This window comes from Stenotrophomonas sp. STEN033, assembly GCF_056856655.1.
In genome coordinates, this window is sequence record NZ_JBXFWM010000041.1 from 1 (window position 1) to 13,233 (window position 13,233).

12 protein-coding genes are annotated in these 13,233 nt (G+C 64.5%); 5 read left to right on the top strand and 7 right to left on the bottom strand.

The genetic code is table 11. The annotated features are described in order from the left end of the window. Positions 1-223: 223 nt before the first annotated feature. Positions 224-1,888 carry a CTP synthase gene (locus tag AC1VXC_RS13780; RefSeq protein WP_481539791.1) on the bottom strand — a complete coding sequence of 555 codons (1,665 nt, stop codon included), beginning with the start codon at positions 1,886-1,888 and terminating at the stop codon, positions 224-226. Between the two features lie 130 nt (positions 1,889-2,018). Continuing rightward, the gene (locus AC1VXC_RS13785; RefSeq protein WP_313494902.1) at positions 2,019-2,270 is read right to left on the bottom strand and encodes a hypothetical protein; all 252 of its coding nucleotides are present in this window, start codon (positions 2,268-2,270) and stop codon (positions 2,019-2,021) included. A gap of 158 nt (positions 2,271-2,428) precedes the next feature. On the opposite strand from AC1VXC_RS13785, the gene parE reads away from it, so the two are divergent. Next, complete coding sequence (gene parE, locus AC1VXC_RS13790; protein WP_313494903.1) at positions 2,429-4,318, top strand: DNA topoisomerase IV subunit B; 1,890 nt, start codon at positions 2,429-2,431, stop codon at positions 4,316-4,318. Between the two features lie 263 nt (positions 4,319-4,581). Here parE and AC1VXC_RS13795 read toward each other — a convergent pair whose 3' ends face one another. Together AC1VXC_RS13795 and AC1VXC_RS13800 are read right to left on the bottom strand one after the other, a co-directional pair. Beyond that, complete coding sequence (locus AC1VXC_RS13795) at positions 4,582-5,703, bottom strand: inorganic phosphate transporter (protein ID WP_481539792.1); 1,122 nt, start codon at positions 5,701-5,703, stop codon at positions 4,582-4,584. Between the two features lie 12 nt (positions 5,704-5,715). Next, positions 5,716-6,342 carry a DUF47 domain-containing protein gene (locus AC1VXC_RS13800; protein WP_057628278.1) on the bottom strand — a complete coding sequence of 209 codons (627 nt, stop codon included), beginning with the start codon at positions 6,340-6,342 and terminating at the stop codon, positions 5,716-5,718. Between the two features lie 275 nt (positions 6,343-6,617). Between AC1VXC_RS13800 and AC1VXC_RS13805 the strand changes: the two genes are divergently transcribed. Both AC1VXC_RS13805 and AC1VXC_RS13810 read left to right on the top strand, forming a co-directional pair. Next, on the top strand, positions 6,618-7,961 hold the full coding sequence (locus tag AC1VXC_RS13805; RefSeq protein WP_313171515.1) for a hemolysin family protein: 1,344 nt from the start codon (positions 6,618-6,620) through the stop codon (positions 7,959-7,961). Next, positions 7,945-8,619, top strand: a complete 675-nt coding sequence (locus AC1VXC_RS13810; RefSeq protein WP_481527475.1) for an exopolysaccharide biosynthesis protein — start codon at positions 7,945-7,947, stop codon at positions 8,617-8,619. The genes AC1VXC_RS13805 and AC1VXC_RS13810 overlap by 17 nt, the downstream gene beginning before the upstream one ends. A 212-nt stretch (positions 8,620-8,831) precedes the next feature. Here AC1VXC_RS13810 and AC1VXC_RS13815 read toward each other — a convergent pair whose 3' ends face one another. The 3 genes from AC1VXC_RS13815 to AC1VXC_RS13825 form a co-directional block, all read right to left on the bottom strand. After that, positions 8,832-9,824 carry an LLM class flavin-dependent oxidoreductase gene (locus AC1VXC_RS13815; RefSeq protein ID WP_313171511.1) on the bottom strand — a complete coding sequence of 331 codons (993 nt, stop codon included), beginning with the start codon at positions 9,822-9,824 and terminating at the stop codon, positions 8,832-8,834. A 137-nt stretch (positions 9,825-9,961) separates the two neighbouring features. Further along, the gene (locus tag AC1VXC_RS13820) at positions 9,962-10,717 is read right to left on the bottom strand and encodes a sulfurtransferase (RefSeq protein WP_313171906.1); all 756 of its coding nucleotides are present in this window, start codon (positions 10,715-10,717) and stop codon (positions 9,962-9,964) included. Positions 10,718-11,053: 336 nt separating this feature from the next. Then, positions 11,054-11,419, bottom strand: coding sequence for a DUF6164 family protein (locus AC1VXC_RS13825; protein ID WP_313171509.1), 366 nt, complete (start codon positions 11,417-11,419; stop codon positions 11,054-11,056). 61 nt (positions 11,420-11,480) lie between these two features. Between AC1VXC_RS13825 and AC1VXC_RS13830 the strand changes: the two genes are divergently transcribed. Both AC1VXC_RS13830 and AC1VXC_RS13835 read left to right on the top strand, forming a co-directional pair. Further along, positions 11,481-11,912: an FKBP-type peptidyl-prolyl cis-trans isomerase gene (locus AC1VXC_RS13830; RefSeq protein ID WP_481539753.1), complete on the top strand. Its 432-nt coding sequence runs from the start codon at positions 11,481-11,483 to the stop codon at positions 11,910-11,912. Then, on the top strand, positions 11,896-13,125 hold the full coding sequence (locus AC1VXC_RS13835; protein ID WP_481539754.1) for a TIGR03862 family flavoprotein: 1,230 nt from the start codon (positions 11,896-11,898) through the stop codon (positions 13,123-13,125). Before AC1VXC_RS13830 ends, AC1VXC_RS13835 begins: the two co-directional genes overlap by 17 nt. Positions 13,126-13,233: the final 108 nt, after the last annotated feature.

Consider the following 13,233-nt stretch of genomic DNA (forward strand, 5'->3'; position numbering starts at 1 on the left):
GCCGAGCCATGCTCGGCATGGGGCATTACCGGTAAAGCCTCTGCCGAGCATGGCTCGGCACTACCTGTTGGTTACCCTGGGAAGGCCCCTTGCCGAGCATGGCTCGGCACTACCTGTTCGTTACCCTGGGAAGGCCCCTTGCCGAGCATGGCTCGGCACTACCTGTTCGTTACCCTGGGAAGGCCCCTTGCCGAGCATGGCTCGGCACTACAGGGCGCCCGCTTCAGGCGCGGGCTTCCTGCAACAGCTTGCCGCCGGCCTTCTTCTCGCGTGCGGCGCGGATGAAGCCGATGAACAGCGGGTGGCCGCCACGCGGGGTGGACAGGAACTCCGGGTGTGCCTGGCAGGCCAGGAACCACGGGTGCTGGTCGCGCGGCAGCTCAACCACTTCCACCAGCGTGTCATCCATCGACTTGCCAGCGATCACCAGACCCGCGTCTTCCAACTGGGTGCGGTAACGGTTGTTGAATTCGTAACGGTGGCGGTGACGCTCGGCCACCACGTCCTTGCCGTACAGCTCACGGGCCAGGGTACCCGGCTTCAGGCGCTGCTCCTGCAGGCCCAGGCGCATGGTGCCGCCCAGGTCGGACTTCTCGTCGCGCTTCTCGATCTCACCGGTAGCGGTACGCCATTCGGTGATCAGGCCGATCACCGGATTCGGCGACTGGCGGTCGTTTTCGGTGCTGTTGGCACCTTCCAGGCCAGCCACGTGACGGGCGAAATCGACCACCGCCGCCTGCATGCCATAGCAGATGCCGAAGTACGGCACCTTCTGCTCACGGGCGTACTGCGAGGTCAGCACCTTGCCTTCGAAGCCGCGATCACCGAAGCCGCCCGGCACCAGGATGCCGTCCACGCCGTCCAGCGCGGACAGGCCGGACTCTTCCAGCTCCTGCGCTTCCAGCCACTTCAGGTTCACCTTGGTGCGCTGGCGCAGGCCGCCGTGCTTGAGCGCCTCGCCCACCGACTTGTACGCATCCTGATGGTCGACGTACTTGCCGACCACGGCGATGGTGACTTCGTCCAGCGGATGCAACGCGGCATCCAGCACTGCCTCCCACTCGGACAGGTCGGCCGGACCAGCCTTGTCACCCAGCTTGAGCTGACTGACCACGATCTCGTCCAGGCCCTGCGCATGCAGGCCCATCGGCACGCGGTACAGCACTTCCACGTCCGGCACGCTGATCACCGCACGCTCGGACACATTGGTGAACAGCGAAATCTTGCGGCGCTCGGAATCCGGAATCGCCTGCTCGGAACGGCATAGCAGCACGTCCGGCTGGATGCCGATAGAGCGCAGTTCCTTGACCGAGTGCTGGGTCGGCTTGGTCTTCAGCTCACCTGCTGCACCGATGTACGGCACCAGGGTGAGGTGCATGAACAGCGCCTTCTCCGGGCCACGCTCGGTGCGCACTTGGCGGATGGCCTCCAGGAACGGCAGCGACTCGATGTCGCCGACGGTGCCGCCGATTTCCACCAGCGCCACGTCGAAGCCTTCGGTGGCCTCGTCGATGCAGCGGCGGATTTCGTCGGTGATATGCGGAATGACCTGCACGGTGGCGCCCAAGTAATCCCCACGGCGCTCCTTGCGGATCACGTTCTCGTAAATGCGCCCGGTGGTCACCGAATTCTTGCGGCTCAGGCGGTTATGTACGAAACGCTCGTAATGGCCCAGATCGAGGTCGGTCTCGGCACCGTCGTCGGTGACATAGACCTCGCCGTGCTGGAAGGGACTCATCGTGCCTGGATCGACGTTGATGTACGGATCCAGCTTCATCATGGTGACCTTCAGGCCACGCGCCTCGAGGATCGAGGCCAGGGACGCGGCTGCAATGCCCTTGCCAAGCGAGGACACCACACCACCGGTAACAAAAATAAGGGGGGTCACGGCTCACTGCCTCCCGGAAAGCCCTAGTTTAAAGGTTGTCGCCAAAACACCCAAGCACTGGATGCGGCGGATTAAAAAAAAAGACGCCCCGACCTGCGCCGGGGCGTCCTTGAAACACCGGGAAACCGCGTCAGCGACGGCGACGGGCTTCCTCTTCCTCTTCTTCACGCGGCGCCGGCTGGTCAGCCTTGGCCTTGTCCTGGGCAGCGGCGGCAGCGCGGCGCTTGGCCTTCTGCTCGGCATCGCTCTGCGCCTTGTCCACCGGGGCCGCCTGTGCAGCCTCGGCCGCCTTGCCCTTGTCAGCGCTCTGCGCCATCACGAGGGGAACCGCGGCAACCGCAGCGACAACAACACCCAGGGCCAGCAATTTTGATGTTTTCATCCAAAACCTCCTCGGCTTGCCCAGCCAGACACGGCGGGCCTGTTTAGGAACCGTGTACAGCATAACGCGTCACAGCTGCCCCGGCCCTGAATGCCCTGCGTGCAAAAATCGCCGCCAGACCGCACACTCCCACGTCGATTTGCGCCCTACCGAGATCCATGAACGCCCGTTACAACGCCGCTGACATCGAAGTCCTCTCTGGCCTGGACCCGGTCAAACGCCGTCCTGGCATGTATACCGACACCGCCCGCCCGAACCATCTGGCGCAGGAAGTGATCGACAACTCGGTCGACGAGGCCCTGGCCGGCCACGCCAAAACCGTGGAAGTCACCCTGTTCAAGGATGGCAGCTGCGAAGTCAGCGACGACGGCCGCGGCATGCCGGTGGACATCCACCCGGAAGAAAAGATCCCGGGCGTCGAACTGATCCTGACCCGGCTGCATGCCGGCGGCAAGTTCAACAACCGCAACTACACCTTCTCCGGCGGTCTGCACGGCGTCGGCGTATCGGTGGTCAACGCCCTGTCCACGCTGGTGGAGATCCACATCCGCCGCGACGGCAGCGAGCACCGCATCAGCTTCCGCGACGGTGACCGCGCCAGCCCGCTGGAAGTGGTCGGCAGCGTCGGCAAGAAGAACACCGGCACCCGCCTGCGCTTCTGGCCGGACCCCAAGTACTTCGACACACCCAAGTTCAACGTCCGTGCGCTGCGCCACCTGCTGCGCGCCAAGGCCGTGCTGTGCCCGGGCCTGACCGTGAAGCTGACCGACGAAGCCACCGGCGAAGTCGACACCTGGTACTACGAGGACGGCCTGCGCGACTACCTGAAGGCCGAGCTGGGCGAGCGTGAAATGCTGCCGGCCGACCTGTTTGCCGGCTCGCTGAAAAAGGAAACCGAGATCGTTGACTGGGCCGTGGCCTGGCTGCCGGAAGGCGAGCTGGTGCAGGAAAGCTACGTCAACCTGATCCCGACCGCCCAGCACGGCACCCACGCCAACGGCCTGCGCACCGGCCTGACCGAGGCGCTGCGCGAGTTCTGCGACTTCCGCAACCTGCTGCCGCGCGGCGTCAAGCTGGCCCCGGAAGATGTCTGGGACCGCGTCTCCTTCGTGCTGTCACTGAAGATGACCGATCCGCAGTTCAGCGGCCAGACCAAGGAACGCCTGTCCTCGCGCCAGGCCGCCGGCTTTGTCGAAGGCGCCGCCCACGACGCCTTCAGCCTGCTGTTGAACCAGAACGTGGAACTGGGCGAGAAGATTGCGCAGATCGCCATCGAGCGTGCCAGCGCGCGCCTGAAGACCGAAAAGCTGGTCACCCGCAAGAAGGTCACCCAGGGTCCTGCCCTGCCCGGCAAGCTGGCCGACTGCATCAGCCAGGACCTGTCGCGCACCGAACTGTTCCTGGTGGAGGGCGACTCGGCAGGCGGCAGCGCCAAGCAGGCCCGCGACAAGGACTTCCAGGCCATTCTGCCGCTGCGCGGCAAGATCCTGAACACCTGGGAAGTCGCCTCGGGCAGCGTGCTGGCCTCGGAAGAAGTGCATAACCTGGCCATCGCCATTGGCTGCGACCCGGGCAAGGACGACCTGTCCGGGCTGCGTTACGGCAAGATCGTGATCCTGGCCGATGCCGACTCCGACGGCCTGCATATCGCCACCTTGCTGACCGCCCTGTTCCTGCGCCACTTCCCCTCATTGGTGGACGCTGGCCACGTGTTCGTGGCGATGCCGCCGCTGTTCCGCGTCGACGTGGGCAAGCAGGTGTTCTATGCCCTGGACGAGGAAGAAAAGCGCTCGCTGCTGGACAAGATCGAGCGCGAGAAGATCCGCGGCCAGGTCAGCGTCACCCGCTTCAAGGGCCTGGGCGAGATGAATCCCTCGCAGCTGCGCGAATCCACCATCCATCCGGATACGCGCCGCCTGGTGCAGCTCACCGTGGACGACAGCGAGCAAACCTCGGCATTGATGGACATGCTGCTGGCAAAGAAGCGCGCCCCGGACCGCAAGGGCTGGCTGGAGAGCAAGGGCGACCTGGCTTCGCTGGAAGCCTGATCCAAGCAATCTCGCTGCGCCAAAAGCCCGCCCTCACCGGCGGGCTTTTTGTTGCCCGCGCGCCGCCATTTTTCTCTTTTGTGGGAGCGGCATAAGCCGCGAAGCCGGCATTGCCGACAAGACAGGGCCTTTTGCCACCTGATGGTGTGCGAGCTTCGCGGCTCACGCCGCTCCCACAAACAACACAACAACACCCCGCCCCACCCAACAAAAAACCCGCCATCACTGGCGGGTTTTTGTCTGCAGACTACGAACCGACTGACTCAGTTCCAGCCCACCATTTCAAACAGGCGCAGGATCAGGTAAGCACAGCCGCCTGCCGCCGGGATCGTCAGGATCCAGGCCCACAGGATGCGTTCGATCACACCCAGGCGCAGCGACCGCGGGTTCTTGGCAAAACCAACGCCCATGATCGCGGTGGAGATGCTGTGGGTGGTCGAGACCGGCATGCCGAAGTGCGCAGCCAAGGTCAGGATGGTGGCCGAACTGGTCTCCGCGGCAAAGCCGTGGATCGGGTGCAGCTTGACCATCTTGTGCCCCAGGGTCTTGATGATCTTCCAGCCGCCCGAAGCGGTACCGGCGGCCATCACCACCGCACAGGTCAGCACGATCCACATGGCGATGCCGTCGCCGCCGTGGGCATCCGGGTGCATGAAGGCCAGCCACGACGGCAGGTCATTCAGTGCGCCGGTTGCCTCGGCACCGATCAAGGTCATGGCGATGATGCCCATGGTCTTCTGCGCATCGTTATGGCCGTGGGCAAAGCCCATGTACGCCGCCGAGACGATCTGCGCCTTGCCGAAAAAGGCATTGACCCAGCGCGGACGCGCCAGCCGGCCAAGCATGCCGCCCACGCGGGCCATGCCGGCGATGATCGCCCACAACAGGCACATCACCACCACGCCGAGCAGGAAGCCGGCGATCGGCGAGGTGATCATCGGCACGAACACCTTCCACAACAGGCCCTTGTTCTGCGCCCAGTTGCCGAGGTTCTGCGACCAGATCAGCGCATCCCAATTGTTATGCGCAGCGGCCAGACCGGCGCCACACAGGCCACCAATCAGGGCATGCGAGGAGGAGGACGGCAGGCCCTTCCACCAGGTGATCAGGTTCCAGACGATGCCACCCAGCAGCGCGCACAGGATCACCTGCGGAGTCACATCGACCACGTCGGTGTTGAGCAGACCATTGGCGATGGTCAGCGCGACGGCGGTGCCGGTCAGCGCGCCGATCAGGTTCATGAAAGCAGCCAACATCACCGCCCAACCGGGCGACAGGACCTTGGTTGCCACCACGGTGGCAATGGAATTGGCGGTGTCGTGGAAGCCGTTGATGAACTCGAAGACGAGCGCGGCCAGAATCACCACCAGGACGAGGGTGAGCATAGAGCGTCCCCGTCAGCTGTTCTTGAGCACGATCTGGTAAGCCACCACGCCGGCTTCGCGGCAACGGTCGATGGCCTTTTCCAGGATCTCGAAGAATTCCTTGAGCAGGAACATCTGCAGGTTGTCCAGGCGACCGGAGTAGATGTCGCGGTACAACTCCAGCATCAAGCGGTCAGCTTCGTTTTCCAGCGAACGCAGCTTCTCGTTGAGCGCGGTCATGCGGTCCAGGTTCATGTGGCGCAGGTCGTTGACCATCTCCACCACCACGCCTGCGGCCTGCTCCAGCATCGCCGCGCGCGGGGCGAAATCGATCTGGTCCAGATGCTGCACAGCCAGCGAATAGCGATCGGCGAACTTCTCGATCTGCTTGGGGATCTTGTACAGCGCCGAACCCAGCGCCTCGATGTCCTCGCGCTCGATCGGGGTCATGAAGCTGTCGACCAGCGCCTGGCTGATCTTGTCCGAGGCGGCGCGTTCGCGCAGACGGGCGAGCTTGAACGCATCCAGCGCCGGCTGACGATCGGCCTCGCGCATCATGCTGTGCAGTGCCTTGGCACCGTCATAGGCGGCCTGCGCGGCCTCGTCGAGGTAGGTATAGAACTGCTTGCCGGAGCCAAAGATGGTCTGCAACGAAAACATGGGGAGCCTATTCGCCGTCGCGGGAGGGACGGCACCAAGGGCGAATTATGACGGTTTGATGGCATTCAGGGTATTCCCACCGTGTTTTTTGGCCCCGAAATGTGAACGGCCGGGCGTACCTGGCCCGCCGGGTTTGCTAAGATTGCCCAGCGCCTTCGTGGCGCACCCTATGGACGACGACCCTTATCCCCCGCCACAGCGCCGGATCCCGCCCCTGAGCGGCCGCCGCCACCGCAAGCACCCGCCCTCCCTGCCACCAACCCGGGGAGAGACCCGTGTTTGAATTTTTCATCGTACTTGCCCTGATTCTGCTGAACGGGTTCTTTGCCATGTCCGAGATGTCGGTCATGACCTCGCGCAAGAGCCGCCTCAAGCAGCTGGCCAGCTCCAGCAAGCGCGCCGCCCGCGCGCTGGCCCTGTCGGAAAAGCCCGAGAACTTCCTTTCCACGGTGCAGATCGGCATTACCCTGATCGGCATCCTGACCGGCGTGTACGGCGGCGACGCCATCGGCGGCGCCATCGCCCAGCAGCTGCAGGCCTTGTTCCCTGCGTTGTCGGCCAACTTCTCGCTGTTTGGTGCCACCCAGCCCTGGTCGGAGTTCATCGGTAAGACCTTGGCGGTCGCACTGATCACCTATCTGACACTGATCTTCGGCGAACTCGTACCCAAACGCGTCGCACTGACCCGCTCCGAAGACATCGCCGGCATTGTCGCGGTGCCGATGAGCTGGCTGGCCCGTATCGCCGCCCCCGGCGTCTGGCTGCTGTCGCACTCCACCCGGCTGGTACTGCGCCTGCTCGGCCTGGGCAAGACCGAATCGGCCTCGGTCAGTGAAGAGGAGATCCGCATGCTGGTGGCAGAAAGCCACGAGCAGGGCGTCATCGACAGCCACGAGCGCGACATGATGAACCGCGTCATGCGTCTTGGCGACCGTACCGCCGACAGCCTGATGACCCCACGCAACCGCATTGCCTGGCTGGACACCACCGCCGACCCCGAGAAGAACCTGCACGCCATGCGTGAGCACGCGTTCTCGCGCTATCCGGTATACCGGGGCAATGACCAGGACATCGCTGGCATCCTCGAGGTCAAGAGCCTGGTCACCCGTCTCAGCGGCGGCAGCCACAGCCTGTTCGAGAACCTGCGCGAGACCCTGTACGTCTCCGAGTCCACCCATGCAATGAAGCTGCTGGAAATCTTCCGCGAAGAGCACCAGTCAATGGCGCTGGTGGTGGACGAATACGGCGAAATCCAGGGCCTGGTCACCATCTCCGACCTGATGGGTGCCGTGGTCGGTCGCCTGCAGGCGACCGAAAACACCGACGATGACGCCCTGGTGGTGACCCGCGAGGACGGCTCGCTGCTGGTGGACGGCTCGCTGCCGGTGGATGACCTGCAGGAGCTGATGAACGGCGCCGAGTTGCCCGACGCAGAGGAAGGCGATTACTACACGCTGGCCGGCATGTGCATGCACTATTTCGGTCGCATTCCGCACGCGGGCGAATATTTCGACTGGGCCGGCTGGCGCATCGAAATCGTCGACCTGGACGGTGCGCGCATCGACAAGCTGCTGCTGCGCCGGCTGCCGGAAGAAGACGCTGATGACACCACCGGTTGATCCGGACGGCGCTGCGCCGGACGCTGCCAGCACAGAAAACGGCGGTTATCGCAACGAAGGCATCCGTACCCTGCTGGCGATGTTTGAGCGCGGCGATCCGGATGAGCACCTGCCCTTGGGCAAGGTGCTGCAAGGCCTGGACCAAAGCGCCTTTGGCGTCTTTCTGTTCATCGCCATCCTGCCGGCTTTCATTCCGATCCCGGGCATCGGCGGCGCGGTCAGCAGCCCCCTGGTCTTCCTGATCGGCAGCCAGCTGCTGTTCGGCATGTCACGCCCCTGGCTGCCGGGGTTCATTGCCCGGCGCGGCCCCAAGCGCAGCACCGTGCACAAGTTCCTGAGCAAGATCAGCCGACCGCTGCAACGCCTGGACCGGATGTTGAAGCCGCGCCTGGCCGTACTGATCGCGCCATTGCCGGCACGCATGCTCAGCGGCGTCCTGCTGCTGCTGGTCGGCCTGCTGCTGTCGCTGCCGATCCCGTTCACCAACTACCTGTTCGGCTTCCAGTTGCTGCTGTTCGCGTTGGCACTGATCGAGCGCGATGGCGCGCTGATGGCGTTCAACTGGGTGGCAGCGATTGCTGCCGGCCTGTTCTTCGGATTTGGCTCTGGCCAGCTGATCAGCGAAAGCATCGCATTGTTCCAGCGCCTGACCAGTTGACTGCCCCCGGCAGTCGGTAGTGCCGAGCCATGCTCGGCAAGAGGCTTTACAGGCAAAAAAGCACCCCTCCCCAGCCCTCCCCTTGGCTACGCCAAAGGGAGGGAGCAGAAGCGTAGTGCCGAGCCATGCTCGGCAGAGGCTTTACCCGCAAAAAAGCCCCCCCCTCTACCCAGCCCTCCCCTTGGCTACGCCAAAGGGAGGGGGCAAACGGCTTACGCCGCCACCCGCTGCCAGGCCTGCATGGCCAGGTCGAACGAACGCAGCCGCGCGGCCGGATCGTAGATATTGGCGGCCAACATCATTTCATCCGGACGATGGCGCTCGACGAAGGCCACCAGCCCTTCGGCCACCTGTGCCGCATCACCGACGATGCTGCAGGCCAACGCACGTTCGACACCGGCCTTCTCATGCGGCGCCCAGAACGCTTCGATGTCATCCACCGGTGCCGGAATCCGTCCCGGCGTACCGCGTCGCAGATTGACGAATGCCTGCTGCTGGCTGGTGAACAGGCGCTTGGATTCGGCCTCCGAATCACTGGCAACCACATTCAACGCCAGAATCGCGTAAGGCGCCTGCAAGTGCTCGGAAGGACGGAAATCGCGGCGATACAGCGTCAGCGCCTCATCCATGGCATCCGGGGCGAAGTGCGAGGCGAACGCGAACGGCAGGCCCATCGCCGCCGCCAAACGCGCACTGAACAGACTGGAGCCCAGCAACCACACCGGCACCGCAATGCCACCACCGGGCACGGCCTGTACCGATTGCCCCGGCTGCACCGGTGCAAAGTAATGCAACAGCTCGGCCACATCCTCCGGGAACTGGTCGGCGCTGTCGAAATAGCGACGCAATGCGCGCGCAGTCGGCTGGTCGGTACCAGGTGCGCGCCCCAGACCGAGATCAATGCGATCCGGATACAACGACGCCAGCGTGCCGAACTGCTCGGCCACCTGCAATGGCGAATGGTTGGGCAACATCACCCCGCCGGCACCCACACGGATACGCGAGGTGCCGCCGGCCACGTGCCCGATCAGCACCGAGGTTGCCGCACTGGCGATGCCCGGCATGTTGTGGTGCTCGGCCAGCCAATAGCGGTGATAGCCCCAGCGGTCGGCATGCTGGGCCAATTCCAGCATGTTGGCGAAGGCCTGCTGCGGGGTTGAACCCTCGCAGACCGGGGCCAGATCAAGGATGGAAAGGGGAATCATTCTGCGGTCTCCATGGACGATGCAAAGGACATGGGGCTGGTCCCTGCATTCTCCATGCGCGCAACACGGCGCGCGCCGGGACACTGTTTCCCACGCCCCCATCCGAGCGTGGGCGTGGGCGTGGTCCTGGGCCTGGATCAGGCCTGGACGTCGTCCTGCCGGTCCACCAGCGGCTGCAGCTGTGCATCCAGCGCTACGCGTTCATCAAACACGAAACAACGGCCGTCGTAGCCTTCACCACCCACTTCCTCGAAGTAACCGAGGATGCCGCCTTCAAGCTGCAGCACGTTGTGCATGCCGTCGTTCTGCATCCACAGCGCGGCCTTTTCACAACGGATGCCGCCGGTGCAGAAGCTGACCACGGTGGCATCGGCCAGTGACTCACGGTGCGGCTCCAGCGCGGCCGGCAGATCGGTGAACTTGGCGATCGGCAGGGTCAACGCCCCCGCGAAGGTGCCGTGGGCGAACTCCTGCCAGTTGCGGGTATCCAGCATCACCACGCGCTTGCCGTCATCATCGTGGCCTTGCCGCAGCCAACGCTGCACGGTGGCCGGGGCCACGCTGGGCGCGCGCGGGTAATCCAGCGGCTGGCCATCGTCACGGCGGAAGCTGATGATTTCCGGCTTGAACTTGGCCTTCAACCTGGCGAACGGCTGCATCTGGCTGTGGCTGTACTTGATGCGCATGTCGGCGAAGCGCGCATCGGCCTTGAGCTGGCTGTAGAAGCCATCAATGCTTTCGCTGCTACCGGCCAGGAACAGGTTGATGCCTTCTTCGGCGATCAGGATGGTGCCGCGCAACTCCAGCGCCTTTGCGCGTTCATGCAAGGTGGCGGTCAAGGCTTCGGCATCAGCCAGCGGGACGAAGAGGTAGGCAGCGGTATTGACGATCATGGGCATAGTTTAAACGAGCGGCCCCCAGCCGTTGTAGGAGCGGCGTTAGCCGCGAAGCTGGCAATCCACAAACAGCACAAAAACCAACCCCTCCCCAGCCCTCCCCTTGCCTGTGGCAAAGGGAGGGAGTGTAGTGCCGAGCCATGCTCGGCAGGGGCGTTCCCGGTCAAGCCTCAGCCGACCATGGGTCGGCACTACAGGTGAAGCCTCCGCCGATACGTGAACGGGATTTGTAGGAGCGGCGTAAGCCGCGAAGCTGGCAATGCCCGAAAGACCCAAAAGCCCCCCGCTAACCCTCCCCAACCCCTGCGGAGCAAGGCAGGGAGCTGAGAGCCATCACCCCCGCAGCAGGAAATACGGCAGCAACACCAGGGCCGAGACAACCACCATGCCCAGCAGCACCGCCACCACGAACAACGGCCGACTCCGCAACATCGAACCGAACGTCTCGGCGCTGCCATCCCGCAGCGCCGCCTCCCGCTCTTCACGCACCCGTTGCCCGCGTTCAGCCTGATAGGTCGCCATCAAGGCCTTCGCGCGGGGTTGGTCGTCGTTGTCGCGCAGCCAGATGCCGCCACTGGAAATGCCCCAGGGGCTGGCTTCGGTGCGGTACCAAGCGATGCCGTTGCGGTCGAGCAGTTCGCCGACCTCGGCGCTTTCGTCGTCGCCGACATTACGTAGATTGAGCAGCAATTTGGCCATGCCGCCATGATACCCGGCAGCGATGCGCTACCCTGCACGCCCCTTTCCAACGGAGCGCGCCATGCGCCGTCTGTTCATCCCGCTGCTGCTGTCCTTGTTGGCCGCCGGCTGCACCCCGCCGGGCCCACCGCCGGGCGGCACCATCGCCAAATTCGAGCAGATCGACACCGTGCCCGGCACCGGCGCCGAAGCGGTCGCAGGCAGCAAGGTCAGCGTGCATTACACCGGCTGGATCTACGACGAGCGCAAGCCTGACAAGCATGGCGAGAAGTTCGACAGCTCGGTGGATCGCGGCGAATCGTTCAGCTTCAACCTTGGCGAAAAGCAGGTCATCCGCGGCTGGGACGAAGGCGTGGTCGGCATGAAGGTCGGCGGCAAACGCACCCTGATGATTCCGGCTGAGTACGGCTATGGCAACCGCGGCGTTGGCCCGATCCCGGCCGGTTCCTCATTGGTCTTCGATGTAGAACTGCTTGATGTCAAACCTCGCTGACAAGACGGTTGCCGTCATTGGCGGCGGCCCGGCCGGCCTGTTCGCCGCCGAACGCCTTCGCGCGGCCGGGGTGGCGGTCAACCTGTACGAGGCCAAGGGCTCGCCCGGGCGCAAGTTCCTGATCGCCGGCAAGGGCGGGCTCAACCTCACCCATTCCGACCCGCGCCCGCTGTTCGACAGCCGTTACCGCGAACGCCAGTCCGCCGTAGCGACCTGGCTGGACGGCTTTGATGCCGATGCCCTTCGCCGTTGGGCGCAGGGTCTTGGCGTGGAAACCTATGTCGGCAGTTCCGGTCGCGTATTCCCGGTGGACCGCAAGGCCGCGCCGCTGCTGCGCGGCTGGGTGCGCCGGCTGAAGGAACAAGGCGTGCGTTTCCACGTGCAGCACCGTTGGCTGGGCTGGAACCCGGACGGCAGCCTGCGCATGGCCACCGCCGATGGCGAAATCGCTGTTCGCGCAGATGCCACGGTATTGGCGCTGGGCGGCGGTAGCTGGCCGGAGCTGGGCTCCGACGGCAGTTGGATGCCGGTACTGCAGCAGCGCGGCGTAGATACGGCACCTCTACAGCCAGCCAACTGCGGCTTCGACATCGATTGGACTACCCATTTCCGCGACCGCCATGCCGGTGCACCGATCAAACCGGTGGTTGCGCAGTGGACCGATCTGCAAGGGCACGCGCAGTCGCTGCAGGGCGAATGCGTGGTCAGTCAGTACGGCATTGAAGGCAGCCTGATCTACGCACTGGCCGCCGACCTGCGCGAAACCCTCAATCGCGACGGCGCGGTGACATTGGAGCTGGATCTGGTGCCCGGCCGCGACGAAGCACGCCTGCTCGCCGACCTGGGCCGCGCACGCAAGGGCCGCAGCTTTGGCGAGCACCTGCGCCGCGCTGCCGGTTTGGACGCCGCCAAGGCCGGGTTGTTGTTTGAAGTACTGGGCAAGGATGCCGGCAATGATCTGGCAGCCGTCGCGCGCACGCTCAAGCGCCTGCCCTTGCAGTTGCTGCGGGCACGTCCGATGGCCGAAACCATCAGCACAGCGGGTGGTGTGCGACTGGAGGCACTGGATGACGGACTGATGCTCACCGCACAACCTGGCGTTTTCTGCGCGGGTGAGATGCTGGATTGGGAAGCCCCCACCGGCGGCTACCTGCTGACCGCCTGCTATGCCAGCGGCCTGCGCGCCGCAGAAGGTGTAATCCGCTGGTTGTAGTGCCGACCCATGGTCGGCAGGGACCTTACCGGTAACGCCGCAGCTTGCAGGAGCGACGCAAGCCGCGAAGCCAAGGATCAATCCGATTGCAACGAAACCCGCGGCTTC

Bases quoted from the DNA above. Each gene is read 5' to 3' on its own strand.
- AC1VXC_RS13785 (WP_313494902.1), bottom strand. From the start codon at position 2,270: ATGAAAACATCAAAATTGCTGGCCCTGGGTGTTGTTGTCGCTGCGGTT.
- parE (WP_313494903.1), top strand. From the start codon at position 2,429: ATGAACGCCCGTTACAACGCCGCTGACATCGAAGTCCTCTCTGGCCTG.
- AC1VXC_RS13795 (WP_481539792.1), bottom strand. From the start codon at position 5,703: ATGCTCACCCTCGTCCTGGTGGTGATTCTGGCCGCGCTCGTCTTCGAG.
- AC1VXC_RS13800 (WP_057628278.1), bottom strand. From the start codon at position 6,342: ATGTTTTCGTTGCAGACCATCTTTGGCTCCGGCAAGCAGTTCTATACC.
- AC1VXC_RS13810 (WP_481527475.1), top strand. From the start codon at position 7,945: ATGACACCACCGGTTGATCCGGACGGCGCTGCGCCGGACGCTGCCAGC.
- AC1VXC_RS13815 (WP_313171511.1), bottom strand. From the start codon at position 9,824: ATGATTCCCCTTTCCATCCTTGATCTGGCCCCGGTCTGCGAGGGTTCA.
- AC1VXC_RS13820 (WP_313171906.1), bottom strand. From the start codon at position 10,717: ATGATCGTCAATACCGCTGCCTACCTCTTCGTCCCGCTGGCTGATGCC.
- AC1VXC_RS13825 (WP_313171509.1), bottom strand. From the start codon at position 11,419: ATGGCCAAATTGCTGCTCAATCTACGTAATGTCGGCGACGACGAAAGC.
- AC1VXC_RS13830 (WP_481539753.1), top strand. From the start codon at position 11,481: ATGCGCCGTCTGTTCATCCCGCTGCTGCTGTCCTTGTTGGCCGCCGGC.
- AC1VXC_RS13835 (WP_481539754.1), top strand. From the start codon at position 11,896: ATGTCAAACCTCGCTGACAAGACGGTTGCCGTCATTGGCGGCGGCCCG.